The sequence below is a fragment of the Rhodocyclaceae bacterium genome, from assembly GCA_020248265.1.
Lineage (GTDB): Bacteria > Pseudomonadota > Gammaproteobacteria > Burkholderiales > CAIKXV01 > CAIKXV01.
In genome coordinates, this window is record JADCHX010000031.1 from 15,742 (window position 1) to 41,117 (window position 25,376).

Below are 25,376 nucleotides of genomic sequence, written 5' to 3' on the forward strand. Positions count from 1 at the left end.
GCGGGGGCGCGGATGGCCGGACTTCATCGGTCCGCGTACAGTCCCGGCATGACCACGCGCTGCAACCTGATCACCGGCTTCCTGGGCGCCGGCAAGACCACGCTGATCCGCCACCTGCTGTCCGGGCGTCCCGCGAACGAACGCTGGGCGGTGATCGTCAACGAGTTCGGGATCGTTGGGATCGACGGTACCGCCCTGGCCGTGGCGCGGTCCGGTTCAACCACCGTCGAGCTGCGCGAGGTCGCCGGCGGCTGCATCTGCTGCGCGGCCAACGTGCCCCTTCGGGTTGCGATCACCGATGTACTGCGGCGGGTACGGCCTGACAGGCTGCTGCTGGAGCCCTCCGGCCTTGGCCATCCGGCTGCGATCCTGGCGACGCTGGCCGAGCCGGGACTCGCGAAAGCCCTCTCGGTCGGCGCGGTCGTATGCGTCGCCGACCCGCGGCATCCTTTGCCGGGAACTGGCCACGCCGACCCGCTGGACGATACCTGGCGCGACCAGCTCGCGATGGCCGATGTGGTCGTCGCCAACAAGCGCGACCTCGTGGACGATGAACGCTACCGGGCGTTCGCCGCATGGGTCGAATCCCTTTACCCGCCGAAGCAGGCCATCGTCCCGGCGGTCGAGGGCGAGGTGCCAGCGGCGCTGCTCGACATGCCGAGGGCGCGCTGGCGGCCGGTGCTGGCGGGCGGCCACGCAGCGGGCTCCACGCTCGCGCGCGAACCCGCGTGCGGCCTGCCCGGCCTCGGCACCCGCCACGCCGCCCTCTCCGGCACCACCGCAAGCCTCGGATGGCTGTTCGACGACCCATGCAGTGAACGGGCTGCATTCGACGCCGAGCGCATCGACCGCCTGATGATGCGGCTCTCAGGGATCGTGTCGGCGAGCAGCGCCCGCCTGCTGCGGGCCAAGGGCGCGCTGCGCACCGACCATGGAACGCGCCTCATCGAGTGGTCGGCGGGGCAGGTCCGCAGCAGCCCGCTGGTCTTTACCGGGCCGGCGCGCTTCGAACTGCTGTTCGATGCGAGCGAAGGAAACGCGAAGACTGCAGCCAGCGCCATCGCGAGCGCCGTGGAAGCCGAGCTGCGCGACGCGCTCGCCGTGGCTTCGGCCCGCTGAGCAGCACACCGAATCGGGTCACTCCTGCCGCGACACCGATCTTCGACAGTCTGTGTACGCACAACTCCGCCATCGGGTGCGCCAGGTCGAGCCGTCGAGCGAACGACACGACCTGGACAGACACCGTCACGAGGCTGTGCGAACGCCTGCGCCGTAACGAGCCAGGAAATCGCCGTACGCGAGTGCGATGCCCTCTTCGAGAGAGACCCTGGGCGCCCATCCGGCCGCACGGATACGCGATACGTCCATGAGCTTCCTGGGGGTACCGTCCGGCTTCGATCGGTCGTAGACGAGCTGCCCGGTGAAGCCGACCACTCTTGCGGTCATCATGGCGAGCTCGCCGATGTTCACGTCTTCACCGCAACCGATATTGACGAACTCGCCGATCGTCGATGCGCGCGCGTGCTCGAGCAGGAATACGCACGCGTCCGCCAGATCGTCGCTGTAGAGAAACTCGCGGCGTGGCTGACCGGACCCCCATATCGCCACCTGGGCATCCCCCCTCGTCCGGGCTTCATGCATCTTGCGGATCAGCGCAGGAAGCACGTGTGAATTCTGCAGGTCGTAGTTGTCGCCCGGCCCGTACATGTTCGTGGGCATGGCCGCGATGTAATCGGTGCCGTACTGGCTGTTGTAGGCAGCGCACAACTTGATGCCCGCGATCTTCGCTATCGCATAGGGCTCATTGGTGGGTTCGAGCAGCCCGGTCAGCAGGTGCTCTTCCTTCAATGGCTGCGGCGCGAGCTTCGGGTAGATGCAGCTAGAGCCCAGGAACAACAACCGCCTGACCCCGCTGAGCCAGGCCCCGTGGATCACGTTGTTCTGGATCTGCAGGTTCTCGTAGATGAACTCCGCGCGGTAGGTATCGTTCGCAACGATTCCACCCACCTTCGCCGCAGCAAGCACGACGACATCAGGCTTTTCGGCGGCGAGAAAAGCCCTTGTCGCCGCCTGGTCGAGCAGGTCGAGTTCATCATGCGTCCGGGTCACCAGGTTCAGATATCCCGCGGCTTTCAACCGGCGCACGACGGCGGATCCCACCAGCCCACGATGACCGGCAACATAGATGCGGTGCTCCGGCAAGAGCAGGTTACTCATTGAAATCGAACGCCTTGTATCCGTGCCGCTTGGTCAGCTCGTCGCGCTCGGCGGAACGCAGGTCTTCCTGAACCATCTCCCTGACCAGTTCGGCGAAGGTCGTGCGCGGCGTCCACCCGAGCTTCTCGCGGGCCTTCGTCGCATCCCCGAGCAGGGTCTCGACCTCGGCCGGCCGGAAATAGCGCGGATCGACCGCCACGATCCTGCGGCCATCGCCGTCGATGCCGACCTCGTCGACCCCGGTACCCTGCCACCGGATCGAAAGCCCGATCTCGGCCGCCGCTATCTCGACGAACTGGCGCACGCTGTACTGGACGCCTGTCGCGATCACGAAATCCTCCGCTTCGGCTTGCTGCAGCATGAGCCACTGCATCTCGACGTAGTCCCGCGCATGGCCCCAGTCGCGCTTCGCGTCCATGTTGCCGAGGTAGAGGCATTCCTGGAGTCCCAGCTTGATGCGCGCCATTGCACGGGTGATCTTGCGCGTCACGAAGGTCTCGCCCCGTACCGGCGACTCGTGGTTGAACAGTATTCCGTTGCAGGCGTAGATCCCGTACGACTCGCGGTAGTTGACCGTGATCCAGTAGGCGTAGAGCTTCGCCACTGCATAGGGCGACCTCGGATAGAACGGGGTCGTTTCCTTCTGCGGAATCTCCTGCACGAGGCCGTACAGTTCCGACGAGGAGGCCTGGTAGAAACGTGTCTTTCTTTCGAGCCCGAGGATCCGGATGGCCTCGAGCAGCCTCAACGCACCGAGCGCGTCGGTGTTCGCCGTGTACTCCGGCTCTTCGAAGGAGACCGCCACATGGCTCTGCGCGGCCAGGTTGTAGATCTCGTCAGGCTGCACCTGCTGCACGATGCGTATGAGGCTCGTGGAGTCGGTCAGGTCGCCATAGTGCAGGATGAACCTGCGGCTGGACACATGAGGGTCCTGGTAGAGATGGTCGATCCGGTTCGTGTTGAACAGGGACGACCGCCGCTTGATGCCGTGGACGGTGTAGCCCTTGTTCAGCAGGAACTCGGCGAGATACGAGCCGTCCTGCCCGGTGACCCCGGTGATGAGCGCGATCTTGCCGTTGGATTCCGGTGGAGCCATTTGCCTTCTTCCTTTGCGGGACATCGATGCGATGAGTGCAGGGATCAGCGCCATGCCGGCACCCGCTGCGATCGACAGAACGTACGCGCCGGAACGGCTCAGGCGCATGATGCGTTCGCAGCCATGGAGGACGATGGACAGTCCCAGACCCGCGAAAAACAGACCCCATGGCGAAAGTATCCCATGGGATGACGATACCCAGCCGGTCCACCCGGACCGGACAGGCATCGGCATCAGCCCATGGCCCGCCAGCCGCAACAGGTGTTCGCCGCAGGCAGCAGCTTGTCCAGTCCGCTCGCGGAACCGCGCCATCCCGGCAATAATCGGGGCTTGCCCGCGATCGGCAGGCCCGAGCCGACGCGCATCCAAAGGACGAACACCGATGATCCGCACCTTCGCTACCGCAGCTGCTGCCGCCCTGTTGCCCGCCAGCCTTTTCTGGGCGGGCGAAGTCCACGCCCAGGCCTACCCGGCGAAACAGGTGCGGTTCATCGTGCCATTCACGGCCGGCAGCGCGACCGACTCGGTCGCCCGGCTGGTCGGTGCCCATGTGACCGAGACCACCGGGCAGACGGTGCTCGTCGAGAACCGTGCCGGCGCCAGCGGCATCATCGGTGCGGAGGCGGCAGCACGGGCACCGGCCGACGGCTACACGCTGCTGATCGGCACCAACACGACCAATGCGGCGAACGCCAGCCTGTTCAAGGTGCTGCCGTACAGCCAGCAGAAGGATTTCGCTCCGGTCTCGCTGATCGGCACCGCCGGCCTGATCGCCGCCGTGCACCCGTCGCTGCCGGTGAAGTCCATCGCCGAGCTGACCGCGCTGGCGAGGAAGAACCCGGGCAAGCTCGGCTTCGGCGAAGGCAGTGCCTCGTCGCGCGCCTCGGTCGAGATGTACAAAGAGATGGCCGGCATCGACTTCCTGCGCGTGCCCTACAAGAGCAACCCGCAGGCCGTGACCGACCTGGTCTCCGGCCAGGTGGTGCTGATGATTGCCGACATGGTGACGCTGCTGCCGCAGGTGAAGGCCGGCAAGCTGCGCGCGCTGGCGGTCTCCACGCCGGCGCGGCTGGCGATCCTGCCCGACCTGCCGACGATGAACGAGGCCGGCGTGAAGGGCTACGAGCTGACCGTCTGGTTCGCCGGTTTCATGCCGTCGGGCTCGCCCGCAGATGCCATCAGGCGGATGGCGGAACTGTTCGGCGGCGCCACGAAAACGACGAAGATGCAGGAGTTCTTCGTGAACTTCGGCGGCTCGGCCCAGTCGAGCAGCCCGGAAGAACTGAGCCGGTTCGTCGCCAGCGAGACCGCGAAATGGGCGCGCATCGTGAAGAACGCCGGTATCGTGCCGGAATGAGTACCCAGCCCCGCTCCGCGTGCGCCAGGCCGGGCGCGGCGGCGCTCAGCCAGGCGGAGTGCGCCACGTTCGAGCGCGACGGGTTGCTGGTGCTGCGCGCATGGTCGCCGTCCGAGCTCGTCGCTGCCGCTCGCGAAGCCGCCATGCGCCAGCTCGACGCCCGCCAGGCACCGCTTGAACTGGAGGCGGAGGTCGGATACCCCGGCGCACCCGCCTCGACGGCGACCCCTGGCGGCCAGACGGTCCGGCGCCTGCTGCGCGCCCATGACCGCGGTGACACCTTCCGCGCGCTCGCGACCGCTCCCGCACTGGGTCAGGTGCTGCGCGAACTGATGCTGCCGACGGGCAGCAGCGGCTCGGTACTGATGGCGCAGGCGCACCACAACTGCGTGATGACCAAGATGCCCAGCTACTCCAGCCAGACCAACTGGCACCAGGACGTGCGCTACTGGTCATACCAGCGCCCCGAACTGATCTCGGCCTGGTTCGCCCTGGGCGACGAGACCGAGCAGAACGGTTGCCTGTCGTTCATCCCCGGCAGCCACCGGATGAACTTCGGGCGCGACCGCCTCGACGACCAGCTGTTCCTGCGCACCGATCGCGAAGACAACCAGGCGCTGATCGCCAGCGCCGTCGCGCCGTCGCTCGCTGCGGGCGACCTGGTGTTGTTCCACTGCCGTCTGTTCCATGCCGCCGGGCGAAACCGTACGCAGGCGACGAAGTTCTCGCTGGTGTGCACCTATCGGGCCGAGGACAACCTGCCGCTGCCCGGGACGAAGTCGGCCTCGACGCAGGACGTGGCCGTCTAGCTACGCGCTGCCGGCCACCATCCCCACCCGCCCCAGCGTGTCGCCCCGCCGGATCGCCTCGTGCAGCGTCGGCACCGCTTCCAGCGCCACCGTCTTCGTGACGATCGATCGAATCCTGCCATCGCGCACCAGTTCAAGCGTGCGCTCGATCTCGGACAACGTGACGTAGCGCGATGCGTGGATCTCCAGGCCGCGGTGCAGGAAGCGGATCGGGTCGACCAGGAAACTGGGATCTTCACCGTACACCCTGGGCGGATGTGCGCCGATGATCACCAGCCTGCCACCGACGGCCAGCGAACCCAGCGATGCCGCCAGCGTGGTACGCGAGGCGACGATGTCGATCACTGCATCGACGCCTTCACCGCCGGTGTGTTCCATCACCTGCGCGGCGAGGTCGCCCGCCGAGGCGTCGATCACGACGTCGGCCGAGTCGACCGATCGCACGAAATCGAGCTTCGCGGCGCCGACATCGGCCGCCAGCACCCGCGCGCCGCACAGCCGCGCCATCTGGATCATGTGAATGCCCACTCCGCCGGCCGCACCGATCACCAGCACGCTGTCGCCGGCGCGCAGCCGCGCCTCTTTCACGCAGGCATGGAATGGTGTGGCGATCGCATCGGAGGCCACCGCGGCATCGATATCGGACACACCATCGGGAATCGCGACCACGTTGCGCTCAGGTAGCGACACGTACTCGGCATAGCCGCCGTCGCGGTTCTGGCCGATATTGCCCTTCGGGAACAGGCAGAGCGTCTCGCGGCCGTTGCGGCAGTTCCGGCAATTGCCGCAGGTCATGTAGAAGTGGTTGGTCACGCGAGTGCCCGGCTTGATCGTGCGCACACCCTCGCCCACCGCGACCACCTCGCCGGCGATCTCGTGACCGGGGATGCGCGGATAGCGGTCGACACGTCCCGGCGTCGCGAGCAGGTTTACCACGGTCAGGCCGACGCCGCAGGCGCCGACCTTCACCAGCACGTCGTTCGGGCCGACGGCCGGCACCGGTACATCCTTCAGTTCGAGCGGGCCGCCGAACGCGCCCAGCACCAGCGCCTTCATCGCTTGAACCGCAACACGTAGATGCCGTGGTTCTTGTCCGACACGAAGACGTTGCCGCGCGCATCGACCACGACATCCTCCGACTGCGTGACCAGGCCGGTCTTGGGCAGCGGGCCGCGCTGCACCAGCGGGTCGGGCGGAATGAAGTAGCCGATCTCCTGTGGCTGGCGTTCGATCGAGATGTCGTACACCCGCAGGCCGGCGTTGAACCAGGTGATGAACACCGTGTTCTCGTCCTGGTACAGGATGTCCTGGTACTGCGGCTGGTGCTGGTTGTGCGGGCCGAAGCGGCCTGCCCGGTGCGCGAAGCTCTTGTACGGCGCGTCTTCCGGGGGAATCGGCAGCGGGAACAGCGAGATGAGGCGCGGGCGCGTCTCGACCGCGACATCGATGATCGCGGCGAACTGCAGCGGCTCGTCGCAGCGCTCGGCGATCGCCTCGGAGTTCACCACCACCAGCGGACGCCCCATCAACGGCAACGCGGTATGCACGGCGATGCGCGAGGCGAACGGCGGCGAGAACGGCAGGTCGCTGATCATCGTTGGCTTCGTCACGTCCGAGATGTCGAGGATCACGAAGCCGCCGCCGCTGTACGGCAGGTAGGCGCGATCGCCCTTGACGTAGGCGCCGCCATGCAGCGCGGTGTCGGCCGGCGCGTCGGTCTCGCCGCCGGCTGTCCACTGCCCCTTGCGCCACCAGCGCGAGACCTCGCGCGGGTTGGCCGGATCGCTGATGTCGACGATCTGGTAGATGTGGCCTTCGTAGCCTACCGGCAGCGCCGTGGCGTGCACGTAGCGCCCGCCGGCGTAGAAGTTGCGGTGCGTGCCCTTGCCGCCGGTCTTGTAATGGCCGAGCATCTTCGGATCTTCGGGGTCGGCGAGATCCCAGATCAGGAAGCCCTCGCCGAACGGCGCACCGGGGACATCACCCCAGCCGGGCATGATCCGCTCCATGGAGGTGATCATCCGGCCTTCGGCAATCTGCACCTGCAGCGTCCACGTGTTCGGCGTGCCTTCCACGTAGCGCACGAAGCGCGGGGCCGCCGGGTCGGTCACCTCGACGATGGAAAAGCCGCTGCACCAGAACTGCGCGGTGTAGAGGTACCAGCGCTCGCCCGCGCCGGTCGTCGGGTTGCCAGGCACCCGGTGCAACGCCATCTTGAAGCCTGGACGGCCCTGCAGGTCGGTGTAACCGACCATCTCGAAGCCCTTGCTGTAGGCCTTGCCGGGCGGGAACGGATCGGGAGTGAATGCAGGCACGGAACAGATCCTCAGAAATGAAACGGGTCAGACACGCTTTTCGGCACCAGAGGCCTGGTGTCCGAGGCCTGACTCTGGGGTCTGACCCCGGGGTCTGACCCCGGGGTCAGACCCCAGAGTCAGGCGCGGATGTCGGTCAGTCGAGGCTCACACCCAGCTTGCGGCCGAGCGCGCCCCACTTCTTCGCCTCGGCGCGAAGCAGCGCCGCGAATTCGGCCGGCGTGCTGCCCACCGGCTCGTTGCCACCATCGATGATGATCTTCGCGACGTCGGGCTTGCGCAGGACCGCGACGATCTCCTTGTGCAGGATCTCGACGACCGGCCGCGGCGTCTTCGCCGGCGCAAAGAACCCGTACCAGACCACCGAGTCGTAGCCCGGCAATCCGGCCTCGGCGATGGTGGGCACGTCGGGGGCGATCGGCGAGCGCTTGACGCCACCGGTGGCGAGCAGCTTCATCCGGCCCGCCTTCACATGCGGCATGGTGGTGAAGATGTTGGCCAGCGCGAACTGCAGCTCGCCCTGGATCAGCGCTGTGGTCAGCGGTGCCACGCCCTTGTAGGCGATGTGCGTGGTCTGGATGCCGGCCATCGCGTTCAGCTGTTCGGTCATCAGATGCGGCGCGCTGCCCGGGCCGGACGAGCCGTAGTTCAGCTTGCCCGGGTTCGCCTTCGCATACGCGATGAACTCCTTCAGGTTGTTCACCGGCAGGTTCGCGTTCACCAGCAGCACCAGCGGCGACTGCGTGGCGAGCGTGATCGGCGCGAAGTCGTTGATCGGGTCGTAGGGCAGCTTGGCGAACAGCTCGGCGCTCATCGCGTGGGTGGAGAACACCGTGAGCAGCGTGTAGCCGTCGGGCGGGGCCTTCGCGACCAGGTCGGTGCCGACGATGCCGGAGGCCGCCGGACGGTTATCGACGATGAACTGCTGGCCGAAGCGCTCGGTGAGGTTGGCGCTCACCAGGCGGGCGATGGCGTCGGAGCCACCGCCGGGTGCGAGCGGCACGATCATGCGAACGGGGCGCGCCGGATAGGGGGCGGCCGAAAATGCGGTTCCTGCGGACGACACGAGTGCCGACGAACCCATTGCCTGGACGAAACGACGCCGCGTGACCATCTGACTCTCCTCCGCTGTCATTCTTGTGGGCAGGGATGCAGGCAGGGCGGTGCCGCCTGCATCCATACGCTGGAGGAAGAAGTCTCGCCGATGGGTGGCGGTGCGTCAAACGGCGCACGGGGCAGCGCGCGGGGCCGGGCGCGCCGATCGGCCTGCCATACGTCTCGATCGTGCCTTCGCTCGGACGCTCGAAGCCAGCGACGATGCGCAGCCATGTCGACTTTCGAAGAACCTGCCATATGGCGCACATGAGGTGCCTATAAGCCGACGAACGATGCAGAGCGGGAAAGGTGACGCCTGACCGGGAAGGTTTGCGCTGCCAAGCGTTCCTGTCGCAACGCGTCGAGCAGACGCGGACAGGACAGAATCAGTCGGCATCCGAAGTCGTCGTTCGGCTGCGGTACCTGTTCCGCACCGATTCAAGGCACATGGATCGGCCTGGATCAGCATTGACGCAATGCATATTTTATGCGTATCATTTTCATGGAAACATCGTTCGATCCAGCGAAGGCGGCTGCCAACTACCGCAAGCATGGGGTGCGTTTCGTCGATGCCATCCAGGCTTTGCAGGACGACTTCGCGATTTCAATCGAAGACCCTGATTCGAGCGGAGAGTATCGATTCATCTCTTTGTGCATGGATGGACTCGCACGAATCCTGGTGGTGGTCCATACGCAACGTGGCGACACGACACGAATCATCTCGGCACGGAAAGCCAGCCCCCGCGAAGCGGAGCAATACCATGCGCGACGAATATGACTTCAGCAAGGGCAAGCGCGGTGCCGTCCTGCCTCGCTGCGGGAAGACACGCATCACCATCATGATCGACGACGACGTACTCGAGGCCTTCAAGGGGCGTGCCACTACCGAAGGATCGGGCTACCAGACGCTGATCAACGCCGCACTGCGCAAGGCCATCGACTCGCCTCGGGAAAGTTCGTTGACGGTCGCGACGCTCCGGAAGGTGCTGCGCGAAGAACTGAAGTCGACCTGACGGCGTTTGTCCGAGCCGGCGATCGCGAGACGACCGATACGGTGGGGACGCGTAGAACCGCTCGCGCGGGGCAACCGTGTTGGGGCTCTAGGTGATCGCCGCCCAGGTGGGCCTATCCCCGCTCGCGCGGGGCAACCTGCTGTCAACGCCGAAGTAAATCTGACCCACTGGGGGTGCGGACGATTTCTTGGACTACCTTCAGGGGTAGTTCATGTACTCATACGACGACAGACTGCGAGCTATTCAGCTCTACATCAAGCTGGGCAAGCGCGCTGGCCTGACCATCCGCCAGCTCGGCTATCCGACGAAGAACGCCCTCAAGGGCTGGCACCAGGCCTACGAGCAGCGTCAGGACTTGCCCACGGGGTACGTCCGCGATCCAGCCAGCCTAGGGCCTATCCCCGCTCGCGCGGGGCAACCGGTCACTCCCACGAGATGTTGATTGCGCCGAGGGGCCTATCCCCGCTCGCGCGGGGCAACCGGACTCCAGACACTCCAGCGCCATCTGCATTGCGGCCTATCCCCGCTCGCGCGGGGCAACCATTTTCGGTGGCGGTGGAAAGGAACCCAGCTTGGGCCTATCCCCGCTCGCGCGGGGCAACCTTGATCTGCTGCGCGGTGGCCGTCTCGCTCGCGGGCCTATCCCCGCTCGCGCGGGGCAACCAGCGCCCTGGAGTTCTTTTTCGAGCCGTCCGAGGGCCTATCCCCGCTCGAGCAATCCGACATCGGCGTCGGCTACGGCCTATCCCCGCTCGCGCGGGGCAACCGGCGTCGACCCGGAGGTGATCGTGGCAGCCGAGGGCCTATCCCCGCTCGCGCGGGGCAACCCGTGCGACCAGGTAGTGCAGGTACACCGGCCGGGGCCTATCCCCGCTCGCGCGGGGCAACCCCGTTGTCGGCGGTGGTCGCGGCATCAACGACGGGCCTATCCCCGCTCGCGCGGGGCAACCGGCAGCGTGGCGGGCTGGAAACGCACGGTCAAGGGCCTATCCCCGCTCGCGCGGGGCAACCTGTCACGCACTCGGATGCGATCCAGCGTGGCAGACAGGGCCTATCCCCGCTCGCGCGGGGCAACCCCGGGCGATCTGTTCGTCGGCGGCGTGGCTGCGGGCCTATCCCCGCTCGCGCGGGGCAACCGAGATCCCGCGCGCGGTGAAGTCGGCGGAGAAGGGCCTATCCCCGCTCGCGCGGGGCAACCTGGCTGAACTGTAGCGCCGCACCGCCCGGAAAGGGCCTATCCCCGCTCGCGCGGGGCAACCGTCCTGCTGTCCGGCAGCGACGCGGCCATGGGGGGCCTATCCCCGCTCGCGCGGGGCAACCGCGTGCGCCTTGACCTCCATCGCGTAGCCCGCGGGCCTATCCCCGCTCGCGCGGGGCAACCGCCGTGCTGCTGACCGACTCCGAGGTGATCGAGGGCCTATCCCCGCTCGCGCGGGGCAACCCCGTCAACGAACTCCATGCCGTCGAATGCCGGGGGCCTATCCCCGCTCGCGCGGGGCAACCGCTCACTTCGAGGATCTCGGCCGCTTTGATGAGGGCCTATCCCCGCTCGCGCGGGGCAACCACCGGGCGGCGCGGTGTAGATGTCGATCGACAGGGCCTATCCCCGCTCGCGCGGGGCAACCGCCAATGCGCGCGCCGTGTCCATTGGCTTCTGGGGCCTATCCCCGCTCGCGCGGGGCAACCCTGGGCGAAGCGGTCGATTTCCGCGCGCCGCAGGGCCTATCCCCGCTCGCGCGGGGCAACCGCCTCTATCAGTGCCGGGATTTCCTGATCGACGGGCCTATCCCCGCTCGCGCGGGGCAACCGCCTCTATCAGTGCCGGGATTTCCTGATCGACGGGCCTATCCCCGCTCGCGCGGGGCAACCCCCGCGCTGCGCGATCAAGACATCGACTCCGGGGGCCTATCCCCGCTCGCGCGGGGCAACCGACTGCCCACGGGAAGCCGAGCGCAGCGCATCGGGCCTATCCCCGCTCGCGCGGGGCAACCGCGAGCATCTGCCCTTGCGACGCGCGGAAGCTGGGCCTATCCCCGCTCGCGCGGGGCAACCGGACTGACGCCGTGCTTTAGCGCAATCGGCTCGGGCCTATCCCCGCTCGCGCGGGGCAACCTGTTCAAAGGGGCTAGCCCTGCGACCGGACCCGGGCCTATCCCCGCTCGCGCGGGGCAACCAGCATCTCCGGCGCGGCGGCGATCAAGCGGACGGGCCTATCCCCGCTCGCGCGGGGCAACCATCGCATGAACTCAGTCGTCGTCGCATCACTCGGGCCTATCCCCGCTCGCGCGGGGCAACCGGGGCGGTTTCGTCGGCGGCGAACTACATCACGGGCCTATCCCCGCTCGCGCGGGGCAACCCGTCACGCGAACGGGCTGGCGACGGATGATGAGGGCCTATCCCCGCTCGCGCGGGGCAACCACGTCCGAGCAGCAGGCCAGTGACTTGCGATTCGGCCTATCCCCGCTCGCGCGGGGCAACCCAACTTGTGCGCGCACTGCGCGCAGTTGCTTGGGGCCTATCCCCGCTCGCGCGGGGCAACCTAGCCGGGGCCACCAGACGCGCCGCGGCTGATGGGCCTATCCCCGCTCGCGCGGGGCAACCCGGAAACTGCACGAGGATCGCGACATGGACGCGGGCCTATCCCCGCTCGCGCGGGGCAACCGCATAAGTGCAGTCATCGGAGCATGCCTCCACGGGCCTATCCCCGCTCGCGCGGGGCAACCGGAAGCACTACATCGCGCCAGACGGTCGCTGTCGGCCTATCCCCGCTCGCGCGGGGCAACCCCCCGAAAAAAGTAGTTGAACGAGTGCCGCGCGGGCCTATCCCCGCTCGCGCGGGGCAACCTTTCGCGGGATCAGCACCATTGCGCTACGGTACGGCCTATCCCCGCTCGCGCGGGGCAACCCCACTCCCGCAGCGTCTTGGCAACGGCTTTGCGGGCCTATCCCCGCTCGCGCGGGGCAACCCCGTTGCCAAGACGCTGCGGGAGTGGGCGGAAAGGCCTATCCCCGCTCGCGCGGGGCAACCTCTTGCATGCAACCGATTGGCGTGCAAGGGGGAAAAGCAAAGTCAGTCCAATATTTTAAGGAACTCTGGCAACCATGGAACGGCGGCGTACCAGCCACATTCCATCAGCTTCTACCAACTCACGTGGGACTTCGCCCAGGCTGGCGACGCCCACGCCGCCGACAGCATTAAGGTCTCGCCACACCATTACTAAGCTGCCTCGCGACTCATGACGATGCCAGTCGCGCATCACCTCCCACACCCTCTCGCGCACCCTAGGATTCATCCGAGGCGAGACGAATACGTTTGGTGCCATCTCCAGCATCACGGACGACAGAAACCCGTGAAAGCGGTCGGCCGCGTCACGGATTACGATAATCACTAGCGCCACTATTCGCCTCGCTATCCTTCTCATCCATGCGCAAAACCTGCTTGATGCGGTCGATCATCGCTCCGATCACCTGCTGCTTTCGGAACACAGCCGCGGCCTCTCGCCGGACCAGTCGGTCGACCGTCTCGTCCCCTTGCTCGGCCCGCTTTGCCGCCGTGAAAGCGACCTGCAAGGTCACCGTCTCACGAAACAGATCCGCAATGTCGAGCACGAAAGACTGCCCTGAATGCTCGTGAATGAAGCCTAGAGGCGGGAGGGCAGCAAGTGATTGCACCGCAATTGCTGCAGCTGCCTGCACCGCAGTAGCCGCGTGGTTGATGGCTTGGTTGGGAAGGTCGGCAGCGTTCGGATCGGCCCGGTCGTAGTTGCGCCCCTGCCATCGAACACCGTGCTTCTCTGCCATGTGCTTGTACACGTCCTTAACACGTGCGCCCTCTATACCGCGCAGCGTATCCAATTCCCGGTGAGGAAGTACCTCACCTAGCCGCAGCGCATACATGTGACGCGCGACGCTTATGCGCCTTCGCGGATTACCCCATAGCTCGGCTTGGCGTCGCGCGACATCTGAGCGATCTGGGAGTAGCGGCGGCGCTGTATAGGTGCGTACGCCGTCCTCGCCCACTGCTGCCAGCAGCGTGCCGTGGCGCGCGAGCAGGCGCAGCGCGTCCTGTGTAACGCTGCTGCCAGGACCGAGCAGAACCATCGACACCGACTGGTGCGGAATCTGGTCCATGCTCGGATTCAGACTTTCGCGCCCGCGCAGGAAATTCAAACAGCCATTGCTTACGCAAAGCTCGCCCCGAGAAAGCCATAGCAGGCCGTGGCGATCCGTGTGCGGCATGCGCGCAGTCGCCAGACCGAGGCGTCCCTTTAACATGCCAGCAGCTCGTCAGTCTGCTGTGCTCAACAACAGCATGCCGAAGCCGAAGGCGCGGTGTCGACCCACGCCCCGGGCCAGCAGGTGCCCAAAGGCCGTGGGGTCCAGAACCTGCAATCGCCCATTGAGCACTGCATCCGGGCCTTCTATAGCTTGTGCCTTGCGACGGATCCCCTCCGAAGCCTGGGCACGCCGCACGATGCTTCCTAGCTTGAATGCAGACAGATGAACATCCAGCAGATCCACCGCGCCTTGCCAGGGCTCCACTCCTGAGCCTGCGCGAGGCGCCAAGTGCTCTCGCAGCCACTGCGCGTAGACCGCTTCGCGATTCAGCGGTGCATCAGGCGCCTGGGCCGCGGCGTGTAGAAAAGCATCCTGCTCGCCTTTGGCCGCGCGCACCGTGGGCCGGACTCGGACCTCAAAGCCCAGAATCTTGCCCTTTGGCCATTCTGTCGGGAACGGCCGTACGCGGAAACCTTCGCGCTCGCTGGTGGCGACAAGCCCCAACGTTCGAGCCGCCAACAAGTCCGCCCGCTCGACCTTAGCGGCCAGCGCATGGGCGTCAAGCGAAGTGTAGGCAAGGAGGCCCCGTCCCTCCTCCAGGTAGCGGAAGGGCTGGGGGGGAGCACTGCCGAAAACTGCGCGAAGAAGCCCATGAAGAACGTCGCCGAGGTCCGCCGTCTGGCGCTCATGGCGGGCATGGTGCTGCGCCATCCACGTCGCGAGCAGCCGGGTGTCCGGGCGTGTATGCAACAAATGCAAGCCATTGCTCATGGCGCGATTTCCTGCGCACCGACGATCGCCTCATAGACCGGACGCCAGCCACCGTGCAGCCCACTAGTCCAATTGCGCTCGTCACAGATATCCATCCGGCGGTTGGGCTCCATAGCACCTTCACCCTCAGGCCACTGGACCCGCCAACCTTCTGCACCCGGAGATACGTGCTCATTCACGAGCGCCCGCAGGGCGCCCAGCACGTTGTCGCTATCCTGCCAGCCGGCAACCAGACGTTCGCTCGGCACGCAGGCTTTTCGTCCGATGAACAACGGGCGCACTGGTCGGTCAAGCGCATCGGCAATTGCGCTCAGCGTCGGGGCCTCGTCCGCCGGTTGCAGGGCAAGCACCACCCAGCCTCGAAAATCGGCTTGGTAGTCCCGGTAGCGCAAATGAGGGCTAGCATACGACCCAGCGCCTCCACGCCGCTCTTCCGGCTGGCCCCACGTAGTCCAGCCACTGTCTGATGCACCTAGCTCCGCGGTCTGGAAATCCTGCAGCCGGCGCGATCCTGGCTCGAGCGCGGTACCCATGCGTAAGCGCTCCTGCAATCGGTTGTGCAATTCGTGATTCGCACGATCCCAACCCAGCGCGTTAGCGATCAAACCCGTCAGCATCGAAAGGGCGGGGAAATCACGGATCACACCGCGGTTGTCGATTGCCTCGCCACCAAAGGCGATCAACGGTGCTGCCAACCGCAACACGAGATGGCGCGTCACTTCATGCCTCCACGCTTGCCTGCATGACAGCCGCCTGGGCCCAATCGCTGAGCGCGGCCAGCGGCAAACGCTGTGCGCCGGGAATGGCCACTTCGTCAACCGAAAGGAAACGTCGTGCCAGCGGCGCGCCGTAGGCTGCGTCCAAGCCGCCCAGTTCGTGGGCTATGCGCTGCACTGCAGCCTGGCGCAGCGCCGGCTGTGCCAGTGGTAACGCGTTGTGGAAAGCGCCTGCCAAGCTGCGTGGTTGCCAGTCACCCGCTTCGACGAGCATGAACTTGGCCCATTCGAAAGGCGCGGTGGAGCCTCGTTTTGCACCAGGGCTGACGGTCGCTACCAAATGCAACAGGCTCTTCACCACGCGGCCAGCCAATTCGCGCTGATCGGGGCGCACTGCGGCCCAGTCGTGGATGGATACTCCTTCCAGGTTGGCGATCAGCTGTGGCACATCGACCACGAGATAGCCGTAATACAAACCGCTCGCGAGTTCGGTGTCAAAAATGCCCGCGGAGCCGAGTTGACCTGCATCTCGCAGCAGATCGTCAACAACCGTGAAGTAGTCGTTCTCGACCTGTGCTTCATGCACCGTAAAGGCATGTGCCACATACACCGCCGCATCACGGTTGGCGAGGACGTCGGACGTTACCATGCGACCGAATAGGGCGGACTCCAAACCGCTACCCAGGCGGAGCGCCTCAATGTTCTTCTTCTCGTTCTTCAGGAAGCCGGCGATAGCTGCCTTTAAGTCTTTCTCTTCGGTATGTTCACCAGCGAGCGTTGCACAGCGTTGGACCAGATAGTCGACCTCTGCGTAGCCGAGCAGGACGGCTTGACCTGTCTCGAGGGCGTCGTTGCCCTTGAGGTCCTTCGCCTTGTCCACCAATCCCGCCGCACGCAAGCCCTCAACAGCAGTTTGTGCGAGAGGTTCGGAAACGCCGGCCGCGACCAGCCGGTCCCGTATGAGCCGCAGCGTTTCACGCGAGCGAACGGCCATGGGCACCTCCAGTCGCTCAAGGGAGCATGCATCCTTGGCGACACGCCAGTGGCGCTTCAGGCATTGCGAGGAGATGCGCGTTCGCACCTTGTCGCCGTATGGCAGCCGCTTCGCCAAGCCAGCGTCATCCCGGTTCAGCAGCGCAGCCGGGTAGTTGTGCAACGTATGGATCTGTATGAAGCGGGGAATCATCATTGCGATCTACCTTTGAAGTGCATGAGGAAATTCAGTCCTTCCTGGACTGCGCTGCAAAATAGGCGCTGGCGATCCGCAGCCTGAGCTGCTCGGCGCGCTCCAGGTCTTCATCGAGCGCGCTGTCTTCCTTAAGCACAAGTTCGCCGAGCTCGAACCAGTTCGGCCGCACTGACTTGCTCGCCAGGAGACGCAACACGCGAGGCAGTAACTGGCGAAAGGCTTCGCCACGAGATGTCAGTAGCTTGGTGACCCTGGACTCGGCAACCCCGGCATCCGCGAACTGGACGCCCAAGCGGCCTCCACCATCGTGCCCTGCAAGGGCTATCCCTTGGGCGACCAAGGCCCAGCGAGGCCATGTATCAGCTCGCCACGTCTCGGGCTTCATGCCGGAATAAAGGAGGGCGCGTGTCAGGGCAGCCACCTCGTGCGGACGAAGTGCATTGGGTACCAACCGTGCAAGCGCAGCACGCTCGCCGAGACCCGCCTTTTGCACATAGGCTGCCAAAGCGGCGAGCGGACTCGTACGCTTCGTCTGTGCCGCCAACCCAGTATCTGAGTCGGATAATTCTTCAACCACGGGGTTCTCCTTTTGTTCCGGTGCCCTCGGAGGTACGTTGTTGTGCATAGTGATGGGCCAGGTCCGGTAGTACCGGCTTGGCGCCACGCAATCCGCCGTGGAAACGGGACAACGCTGCCGACTGTGCCTTGTAGCGTTGCATCGCGCTGCGCGGCCCGGCGTTGAATGCCCCATTCAAGACCGCATCAGCGCGCGCGACCAGCCCAATCATCCAGGCCATGCGCATCGCAGCCCGCTCTCCGTCCCCGGCTTCGGCTTCCTGTGCCAAATCATCGAAGAATCGGCTGTCTTCCTGCTGTTCGAAGGGCCGCGCGAAGCGACCGGCGCGATCGCTGATCGTGTCGTTTCGGTCGTCTCCGTCACCGTTCGCGAAAAGCAACGCGAGTGCGCTCCACAGTAGCTTTCGCAGTGCTGCGATGGCCGCGATACGTTGCTTCGCGATCTCGGCAACGGCTGCACGCTGCGGTCCGCCGAGCAAGCGACGCATCTTGGGCGAGACGGGGACACGACGCTCGTGGTAGCCCTCCGTTTTTCCTTGCCCGCGAACCGTCGCTTGGGCGATGACCTCGAGCGCTACCTCCGGCGGCCAGGAATCCATCCGCCACGCCGCGCCTTGCGTGAAGCGCTCTCCGATAAGGAGGTCACTCATGAGCTTGTACTCGAAGCCGGTGCCGGAAACGGTCAGGGCCTTGGCTTCAGCAGTCTCAACGGGCGTCCAAGCATCGCCGGTGATCCCGTTGCGATCCTTGGCTGCAACTCGTACCACTTTGCTGCCGATGACGGCTGCCGTGATCGTTCCCTCGCTAATCATCAGGCGCACGCGTCTGCAGATTTCAATGTAGTGTGGGTCCAGCGTTGAAAGTGCCAATGAGGCAGTCCCGTCCCACGCGACTGTCCACAGCAGTGCCGTTCCTCCTTCGGGTGCGAAGCCTTGGGTGGATACAACTCGGTCGCGTTGCGACAACAAACGTTCAGTATCGTCCAGCCAGCGTCTGCCCCACAGCCCAAAGGCGGCGACGCCAACGCCCGGGCGACTGGCGAAGCCCCCGTTCATGCGAGAGATGCCGTAGTTGCCTGCGCCAAGGAAGCCTTCTTGTGTCTGCAAGCTGACTAACGCGAACAACCAATCGTCGGGTTCCGCATGCCGTGCACGCGCTCCCTTCAAGTCGTGATTCTTCGATGTCACCAGCATGTCCAGTTCATCGGCTGCACGTAACTGGTTCTTCCAGTCCATTGGACGCTCGTGGGGCACCGGCGCCTGAAGCAGGGCCGATCGATCCGCCGGCGACACCAGGCACCACGCTGCTCCGTCCGGGGCATCAGGCGTCAGCGCAAGCAACGCACGCCGCCATGCAGTGGCATCTAGAAAGGGTTGCGTGGCTCCGTCTCGATGCAGTGCGATCGCGGCGAGTTGCACCAGGAAGGCGTGCCAGGGATGTCGCTGGTGTGCACGAAGCCCGGGGAAGTCCCGCACGCGGTCATTGGCCATCTCTGCCATAAGCTCAGGAAGGCTGCCACGCGTCAGGCGACCCGTGACGCTTTCGCGCCAGCGGATAACGGGCTTGTCCAGCAGGCACCAGTGGCATCCGTCCGATTCGACATCATTTGGCATGATTGCAGCTCATCTCCTTCAGTCGGACGAAAGGCGCTCGACGCCCCATCGAGAGTAGCGGTATTCAGCCTCGCCCAACCGAAACGTAAATCCACCTTCGCAGGGCAGGGGCCGCACAGCCTCGGGCCGGGTATCTGCTGCCAACGCGCGCGGCACCATGTGATGACGTAACGCGATCTGCACAACAGGGAGGCCGAAGGGCCCGACTGGTGCCAAGTCTTCAAACGTCACTAGGCGGTCGGCTGCGCCGAGACGGCTTCCGATCATATGCTCGTTTTGTGGGAACAATGATTCGCCAAAGGGCTGATCGAAAGGCAAGGCGTGCATCGTAGCTATTGTCTTGTTCGCGGCCAGTCCACCGTCTACCTCATGCCCGAAGGTGACCCAATCCGGCCCCATTTCGCGGGCGACGGCATCCAGAGCCGCAGGGTGCGTGGTCAACTCAACCAACATACGGTTGTCGGCGGGGATGCTCCGCGTTGGCGCTCCAGCGATAAGGCGACGAGTAGCTTCCAGCACACGCAGGTCCACATATACGCCGGCCAACGGCTGGCCCTTGATACGTATCGGACCCAATCCATGACGCTGGCGATTGAGCAACGCCCCCAAGTTGTTGCCTAATGGGGTCAGCACCAAAGCGCGTGCCAGTCCAAAGCCTTCAGGCCGATGGTCGTCCGGTGCTTCGGCGCTGGGCCTCTCATGCCGGTGCAGCCGGCCGAGGCGCTGCAGTAGAACGTCCATGGGACATAGGTCGGTGATCAGAAGGTCGGCGTCAATGTCCAGGCTTTGTTCCAACGTCTGGGTTCCGATCACTACTCGGCCGCCGGATTGCGTCCGGTGTCTGCCTAGCTGGGTCTGTACTTCGGCATCCAGCAGTGGCCGGTCCTGTCGGCTGAACCGGCTGTGGTGCAGCGTGCTGACGCCAGCCACTCGAAAGAGGCAGTCCAGTGCCCGTGCCGCAGGCAAGGCTTCGACGGCGCGAAGTGTGGCAATGGCCGCGGCGACGGTGTTGCGGACTACGAGGACGCGTGCTCCTTCAGCCGCCGCATTCAGGGCTAAAGCCGCGATGCGCTCTACATCGTCGATAAGGTCCAGTGTCTCCCAGTGCACAGTCTTACCTCTGGGGTTGCCGACGACTGACTCCAGATAGGGGCCCGCTTTGTCGCAGCTGCCAATAGCTGGGTAAGGCATTGCCCGCGCTTCGGCAAGTGAAGGCATGGGTGCCGCTTTCTGCGCACCAATTGAGAGATATCGCGTGCGAGCTACTGCGCCCAACGTGGCTGACAGGAGGAGGGCGTGACCGCCGCAGGAAACATGCGCCCGGAGCAAATGCTCGGAAAGGCGCGTCATGTATGCATCGGACGCGTGCACCTCGTCCATCACGAGCAGGCTGCGGGACAGCGCTGCTTGACGCAGATTCGAATGCTTTATCTGTAGCGTACCAAGCAGTGCCTGGTCCACCGTGCCCACTGCGATGGTCGCCGCAAGGTAACGCTTGGGCGACTCGGCCGCCCAGCGCCGCTCTGCTTCGTCGTCGGCAGGAGTGTCGTGCCACAGCACCTCGAAACCTGGCAAGGCCTCGTAGCCCTGGCCGTCTGCTGCGGTGTAGCCGGGCAATGCACGCACGACCACCGGCGCGTCGGAAGACCATACTCGGTCAACGAACTTTCGCACGCGCTCGTGCAATTGAGTGGCCGCGACGCGAGTCGGTAAGGCAAAGTAAAGCGCGTCGACGTGACCGGCGCGCCACAGGTGCAGGAAACGCCAAAGCGCCGCCTCGGTCTTTCCGCTGCCTGTTTCAGCTTCCAGAATGAGTACGGGCCCCAAGCCCGCTGTGGCTAGCGCTGTCTGCATCGGGCGCGGCTTCGCCACGTGAAACGCAAGGCCAAAGTCGAAATGCGTCACGCGTCTGCGCTCATCTGGATCGCCGACGTCAAGACCGATGGTGCTAACCGCTCGTCTGGCTCGTTGCTTGGCGGTGTGGCTGCGGTCCTCGCCGGGCAAGCTGTAGGGGAAGAATCCCTCGCGAGTATCCGAGCCTAACCAGTCGGCCAACTGCACCAGGCCAGCGAAGTGATGCGTAAACGCCGGCGTCGTAGGAAGCTGCGAGGTCTCCGGCTCGAACGCCAAGGGGAACTGGGAACGGATCGATAGCCCCATAGCTGCGATGGCGTCTGCGGGGTCGTAGAGAACGCGTCCACCAACTACAACACGCTCCCAGATGCTCTCGGTGCAGTCGTCTGCTACCGGGCGACCGTGGTGGCTGATACTGGCGTGCAGCAAGGTTTCGCACCCGTCGCCCCAAGAAGCGATTTCGGCGACGGGCAAGCATGCCTTGATCCGATCAGCGGTTGCAAAGGTGCCAATGAGCACGCCCCAACCCTGAGGCCCGTGGCCGCAATTCTGCGCGTGCCACCCGACCGGGCGCTCTGCGGTTGTCCGCCAGTACCGCCCTTGGAAGCCCGCGTTTGCTTTCCCGATATCGTGAAGAAATGCCAACACACATAGGCGCGCGATATCGGTACGGCTCAAGGGCCGCTCTGCTGCGCGTTCAGCAGCTCGGCGCAAGCCCACAGTGCTGAGCATCGCTTCCAATACACATGCCACATCAGTCATGTGATCGAGCAACGGGTGTATTCGCACTTTTCCTTGATCAGCGTACCTTAGCTTTCCCCATGGGCTCCAACTGGGAGTTTGTTCTGGCAATTGCGCCTCAGGATTGGGGTAGGTTGGGTACTATAAAGAAGAGCTGGCGCGGTAAGGAATTCGCTGCCCGCCGGATGAACTGACGCTGGAGCTTATAGCCAAAGGATGCAGATCAAGCGGTAGGTTCCCGAATATGACAACCCAAATGTGCGCGAACGTTTAAGGCGGTGAAGATTCGAAATTAGACGGCAGCGTAGTAGTCAAGAGGCTCATCAGATGAGCCTGGATCGAAAGGGATGCGTGGTCGCGCCGCGCAAGCACAAGCTGCCACTGAACCGTCATGAGAGTGACATTCGCGGAAGTGGCTTGAAATCGTACAGTCTTCAGAAAAAGCGGTTCGGATATGCCGGCGTACCGAACTAACCGGAAGTCGCGCCACAACCGCGTCGCGCGTTTCCGCCCGTTCGCTCGAACGTCACCACCGAATGGGCGACGCGGGAATCGTTCGGGCACTGGGATGGTCTGGGCTAGCTGTGAAGCGTCAAGAGGTTATTCCTTCCTGACGGCTTGAGTCTGGACATCGGAGCAACGCCCCCGATTCCTGCATGGGGGCGATGCCAGTTGTAGTGGTGCTGCCAGCTGGCGAGCGTGGCAGTGGGCTGGCTCGAGTTCTGGTAGAACCCATCCATACGCCCACTCGCGCAGGGCGGACTGGATGAAGCGCTCGGCCTTGCCGTTGGTCTGAGGGCGGTAGGCTCGGGTGAACTTGTGAACGATGCCCAGCTGCTTGCAGGCCCTACCCGCACACCTCCCCGAACACCCGCAGGAAATTCCCGCCAACCACCTTCACCACCGTCGACTCCGGCATGCCCCGTTCGAGCATCGCTGCGGTCAGGTTGTGCCACTTGTCCCAGGTCTCCATGTCGACCATCTGCACGTTCGGATCGAAGTTGTCCTGCGGGCGCCAGCCGATCCAGTCGAAGCCGGACGCCGCCTCGTTCGTCATCGCTGGCGCCCATTCGATCGCCGTGTAGTACGGCTTGCCCCAGTCGGTGCCGATGCCGACATGGTCTTCGCCGACCACGTCGATGATGTGCTGTACATGTTCGATCACGGTGTCGAGCGTGCCCCAGCCCGCAGGCTTGCCCCGCTTCAAGGCCCGGCCGTCGCCGCCGGCAGGCATCAGGAAGGTAGGCAGGATCACCAGGCCGATGTAGCCGCCGCGCGCGGCGATTGCGCGCAGCACGTCGTCTGGCAGCCCACGGGCATGGCCGCTGATGGCGCGCGCCGCGGTGTGGCTGGCGACCACCGGCATCGTCGAGGCGGCGACTGCATCGGCTGCGGTGCGCGGGCTGGCATGCGACACGTCGACCATCATCCGCGACCGGTTGAGCTTGTCGACCAGCGCCTCGCCGAAGCGGCTGATGCCGCCGTCGTTCTTCTCGAGGCAGCCGTCGCCGAAGCGGGTACGCAGGTTGTACGTGAGCTGCATGCTGCGCATGCCCAGGCCGTACAGCGTGTCGACGCGGTCGAGCTGGTCACCGACCGGCTCGGCGTTCTGGATGTTGTAGATCACTGCGTGGCGTTTATCGCGGTGCGCGCGCTCGATGTCGGCAGCGCCGTCGGCGCGTACCACGGCGCCATCGAGCGCATCGATCATCCGCCCGGCGCGGCCAAGGTTGTCGACCAGCGCCTCCCAGGCAGTGCCCGGACGGCCGCCACCGAACAGGGTGATGTTGCCTGCGGTCACCCCCGACCGGCGCCAGTACGACAGGTAGGCCTCGCGCGTGGCCGGGTCGGTGGCGCAGTGCTCGAGCAGATAGTCGGCCATGACGCCGCGGATCTCGGAGCGCTTCTTCCCCTTCGCCTGCAGTGCGCGCGCGAGCTCGACCATCGGCGGGGTCATCACCCATTCGGTGATGAAATGCGGCGCCATCGAATCGATCACCACGTGTTCGGCGTGGATGCGTTGCGCGCGTTCGAGCGCGGCCTGTGCGGTCATCGGCATCGGGGTCCTCCTACTGCGGCTGGATGCCCGCGTTCGCGATGATCTTCGCGTAGCGGGCCATGTCGGTCTTCATCTGGGCGCGGAAGGCCTCTGGCGTGTTGCCGGTCGGGCGCACCGCCAGTTCGGTGAAGCGCTGCACCACCTCGGGTTCCTTCAGCACGGCGTTGATCTCGCGGCTCAGGCGCTCAAGGATCTCGCGCGGCGTCTTGGCCGGGGCGAGCACGCCGGTGCCACCGTACATCTCGTAGCCGGGCACGCCCGCTTCCTCGATGGTCGGTACGCCGGGCAGCAGGGTCGAGCGTACGCGGTCGCCGACCCCCAGCGCGCGCAGCCGGCCGGACTTGATGTGCGGCAGCAGCGCAGCGACGGTGTCGATCGCCATGTGGACCTCGCCCGCCAGCAGGTCGGGGATGGCCGAGGCAGTGCCCTTGTATGGCACATGCCCGAGCTCGATCTTGGCCAGGCTGCGGAACTGCTCCACGTTCATCTGGCTCGAAGAACCGGTGCCGCCGGAAGCGAAATTGATCGCACCCGGCTGGCTGCGCGCGAGCGCGATCAGGTCCTTCACGTGCTTCACCGGCAGCGCCGGGTGCACGACGAGCACGACCGTGCCGGCCGCGACCGTCGAGATCGGCTCGAAGTCGGCGATGGGGTCGAACGGCAGCGACTTCTGCAGCGACGGGTTGATCACGTGCGATGGCGAGATGAACAGCAGCGTGTAGCCGTCGGGTAGCGCCTTGGCCACCGCCTGCGCAGCGATGTTGCCGCCTGCGCCGGCGCGGTTGTCGATGATCACCTGCTGGCCGACGCGGGCGGCCAGGCGCGGGGCGAGGATACGGGCGTAGGTGTCGGTGCCACCGCCGGGGGAGAAGCCGACCAAGATGCGGATGGGGCGGGTGGGGTAGTCGTCGAGGGCAGCGCCTGTGGCGAGCCCTGAGGCGAAGACCATGGATATCGCAACCAGCGCGACAGGGCCTGCCATACGGGCCATCGGGTTCACAGGTGGCGGCTCATCCATCCCGATGGATCTCCGACTGGGGGTTGAGAAGGTTTCGAAAATCCGTGCTGCGGTGAGCCGGGGTGGAATCGATGTTGGCAGCTTCGGCAAGCATCGGCAAGGCGCAGACGTTTTCCGCGGGCCGCGCGTCGATCGATGACGATGTTTGTGCCGCCAGAATGCCCTGTCGGACCGGGTTGACTGGCGTCGGACGTTGCACGATCGACGGATCAACCTCCTGCACGGAGGGCGGGCGGCAGGCAAGTGATACGACGATTGCAGGACCTGTTTTGCGTATATACAATAATTCTGATGCCCTGTCTTACGATCCAGCCAAGCGCGACTGGACACTGGCCCACAGAGGGCTGGACTTCGAGGACGCCTGGCTGGTGTTCAGCGGCCGTACTGCCGAGGTGGAAGACATCAGGAGGGATGACGGTGAACTCCGGATCCTCTGTTTCGGGATGCTGATGGGCCGCATGGTCGTGATCGGCTATACCCAGAGAGGTGCTGTGCGCCACGTGTTCAGCATGAGAAAAGAGGGTGTCCGGAATTTTGTGTGCGAGGCATATCATGACGATGAGGAGCATGTATGCCAAGCAGGAAAACGACGATTGCGGCCCAGGCCCGAGCGGCGCGGATGCCGTCCATTCCGAAGGAACTCATTGACCAGTTCGTGA

The 25,376-nt window shown here is 65.1% G+C and carries 21 protein-coding genes, 2 pseudogenes and 1 CRISPR repeat array; of the genes and pseudogenes, 7 read left to right on the forward strand and 16 right to left on the reverse strand.

The genetic code is table 11. From position 1 onward, the window contains the following. Window positions 1–48 precede the first annotated feature (48 nt). Window positions 49–1,119: a GTP-binding protein gene (locus tag ING98_20925; protein MCA3104339.1), complete on the forward strand. Its 1,071-nt coding sequence runs from the start codon at window positions 49–51 to the stop codon at window positions 1,117–1,119. Window positions 1,120–1,245: 126 nt separating this feature from the next. Here the strand turns inward: ING98_20925 and ING98_20930 are convergent, their stop codons facing one another. Both ING98_20930 and gmd read right to left on the reverse strand, forming a co-directional pair. After that, window positions 1,246–2,202: a GDP-L-fucose synthase gene (locus ING98_20930; GenBank protein MCA3104340.1), complete on the reverse strand. Its 957-nt coding sequence runs from the start codon at window positions 2,200–2,202 to the stop codon at window positions 1,246–1,248. 7 nt (window positions 2,203–2,209) lie between these two features. Continuing rightward, window positions 2,210–3,313 (reverse strand): GDP-mannose 4,6-dehydratase, encoded by a 1,104-nt coding sequence (gmd, locus tag ING98_20935; GenBank protein ID MCA3104341.1) that lies wholly within the window; start codon window positions 3,311–3,313, stop codon window positions 2,210–2,212. Between the two features lie 382 nt (window positions 3,314–3,695). Between gmd and ING98_20940 the strand changes: the two genes are divergently transcribed. Continuing rightward, window positions 3,696–4,670, forward strand: a complete 975-nt coding sequence (locus ING98_20940; GenBank protein ID MCA3104342.1) for a tripartite tricarboxylate transporter substrate binding protein — start codon at window positions 3,696–3,698, stop codon at window positions 4,668–4,670. After that, on the forward strand, window positions 4,667–5,479 hold the full coding sequence (locus tag ING98_20945) for a phytanoyl-CoA dioxygenase family protein (protein MCA3104343.1): 813 nt from the start codon (window positions 4,667–4,669) through the stop codon (window positions 5,477–5,479). The genes ING98_20940 and ING98_20945 overlap by 4 nt, the downstream gene beginning before the upstream one ends. Here the strand turns inward: ING98_20945 and ING98_20950 are convergent, their stop codons facing one another. From ING98_20950 to ING98_20960, 3 genes are all read right to left on the reverse strand, one after another. Beyond that, a complete protein-coding gene (locus tag ING98_20950; GenBank protein ID MCA3104344.1) occupies window positions 5,480–6,535 on the reverse strand; it encodes an alcohol dehydrogenase catalytic domain-containing protein in 1,056 nt (351 codons plus the stop codon). Further along, window positions 6,532–7,794 carry a hypothetical protein gene (locus ING98_20955; GenBank protein ID MCA3104345.1) on the reverse strand — a complete coding sequence of 421 codons (1,263 nt, stop codon included), beginning with the start codon at window positions 7,792–7,794 and terminating at the stop codon, window positions 6,532–6,534. The genes ING98_20950 and ING98_20955 overlap by 4 nt, the downstream gene beginning before the upstream one ends. Window positions 7,795–7,930: 136 nt before the next feature. Further along, window positions 7,931–8,908 carry a tripartite tricarboxylate transporter substrate binding protein gene (locus ING98_20960; protein MCA3104346.1) on the reverse strand — a complete coding sequence of 326 codons (978 nt, stop codon included), beginning with the start codon at window positions 8,906–8,908 and terminating at the stop codon, window positions 7,931–7,933. Between the two features lie 483 nt (window positions 8,909–9,391). On the opposite strand from ING98_20960, the gene ING98_20965 reads away from it, so the two are divergent. From ING98_20965 to ING98_20975, 3 genes and pseudogenes are all read left to right on the forward strand, one after another. Continuing rightward, window positions 9,392–9,667, forward strand: a complete 276-nt coding sequence (locus tag ING98_20965; protein MCA3104347.1) for a BrnT family toxin — start codon at window positions 9,392–9,394, stop codon at window positions 9,665–9,667. Then, the gene (locus ING98_20970; protein ID MCA3104348.1) at window positions 9,651–9,902 is read left to right on the forward strand and encodes a BrnA antitoxin family protein; all 252 of its coding nucleotides are present in this window, start codon (window positions 9,651–9,653) and stop codon (window positions 9,900–9,902) included. The genes ING98_20965 and ING98_20970 overlap by 17 nt, the downstream gene beginning before the upstream one ends. A 211-nt stretch (window positions 9,903–10,113) precedes the next feature. Next, window positions 10,114–10,278, forward strand: a pseudogene (locus ING98_20975) (IS3 family transposase). Window positions 10,279–10,640: 362 nt separating this feature from the next. Next, window positions 10,641–12,930: a CRISPR direct-repeat array (repeat unit 29 nt; unit sequence GGGCCTATCCCCGCTCGCGCGGGGCAACC). A gap of 55 nt (window positions 12,931–12,985) precedes the next feature. Here the strand turns inward: ING98_20975 and cas2e are convergent. The 11 genes and pseudogenes from cas2e to ING98_21030 form a co-directional block, all read right to left on the reverse strand. Then, entirely contained in the window at window positions 12,986–13,300 is a 315-nt protein-coding gene (gene cas2e / locus ING98_20980; GenBank protein ID MCA3104349.1) for a type I-E CRISPR-associated endoribonuclease Cas2, read from the reverse strand. After that, the gene (gene cas1e, locus ING98_20985; GenBank protein ID MCA3104350.1) at window positions 13,272–14,177 is read right to left on the reverse strand and encodes a type I-E CRISPR-associated endonuclease Cas1; all 906 of its coding nucleotides are present in this window, start codon (window positions 14,175–14,177) and stop codon (window positions 13,272–13,274) included. Before cas1e ends, cas2e begins: the two co-directional genes overlap by 29 nt. A gap of 12 nt (window positions 14,178–14,189) precedes the next feature. Further along, window positions 14,190–14,951, reverse strand: a complete 762-nt coding sequence (locus tag ING98_20990; GenBank protein ID MCA3104351.1) for a type I-E CRISPR-associated protein Cas6/Cse3/CasE — start codon at window positions 14,949–14,951, stop codon at window positions 14,190–14,192. Next, window positions 14,948–15,670 carry a type I-E CRISPR-associated protein Cas5/CasD gene (cas5e, locus tag ING98_20995; GenBank protein ID MCA3104352.1) on the reverse strand — a complete coding sequence of 241 codons (723 nt, stop codon included), beginning with the start codon at window positions 15,668–15,670 and terminating at the stop codon, window positions 14,948–14,950. Before cas5e ends, ING98_20990 begins: the two co-directional genes overlap by 4 nt. A gap of 1 nt (window position 15,671) precedes the next feature. After that, a complete protein-coding gene (gene cas7e, locus ING98_21000; GenBank protein ID MCA3104353.1) occupies window positions 15,672–16,856 on the reverse strand; it encodes a type I-E CRISPR-associated protein Cas7/Cse4/CasC in 1,185 nt (394 codons plus the stop codon). Window positions 16,857–16,887: 31 nt separating this feature from the next. Next, window positions 16,888–17,481 (reverse strand): type I-E CRISPR-associated protein Cse2/CasB, encoded by a 594-nt coding sequence (locus ING98_21005; GenBank protein MCA3104354.1) that lies wholly within the window; start codon window positions 17,479–17,481, stop codon window positions 16,888–16,890. After that, complete coding sequence (locus ING98_21010; GenBank protein MCA3104355.1) at window positions 17,426–19,045, reverse strand: type I-E CRISPR-associated protein Cse1/CasA; 1,620 nt, start codon at window positions 19,043–19,045, stop codon at window positions 17,426–17,428. Before ING98_21010 ends, ING98_21005 begins: the two co-directional genes overlap by 56 nt. A gap of 18 nt (window positions 19,046–19,063) precedes the next feature. Further along, window positions 19,064–21,751, reverse strand: coding sequence for a CRISPR-associated helicase Cas3' (gene cas3 / locus ING98_21015; protein ID MCA3104356.1), 2,688 nt, complete (start codon window positions 21,749–21,751; stop codon window positions 19,064–19,066). Window positions 21,752–22,218: 467 nt separating this feature from the next. After that, window positions 22,219–22,489: pseudogene (locus ING98_21020) on the reverse strand (transposase). Continuing rightward, entirely contained in the window at window positions 22,488–23,699 is a 1,212-nt protein-coding gene (locus tag ING98_21025) for a membrane dipeptidase (protein ID MCA3104357.1), read from the reverse strand. Before ING98_21025 ends, ING98_21020 begins: the two are co-directional and overlap by 2 nt. 10 nt (window positions 23,700–23,709) lie before the next feature. Continuing rightward, entirely contained in the window at window positions 23,710–24,681 is a 972-nt protein-coding gene (locus ING98_21030) for a tripartite tricarboxylate transporter substrate binding protein (GenBank protein MCA3104358.1), read from the reverse strand. 194 nt (window positions 24,682–24,875) lie between these two features. On the opposite strand from ING98_21030, the gene ING98_21035 reads away from it, so the two are divergent. Further along, window positions 24,876–25,376: a BrnT family toxin gene (locus tag ING98_21035; protein MCA3104359.1), complete on the forward strand. Its 501-nt coding sequence runs from the start codon at window positions 24,876–24,878 to the stop codon at window positions 25,374–25,376.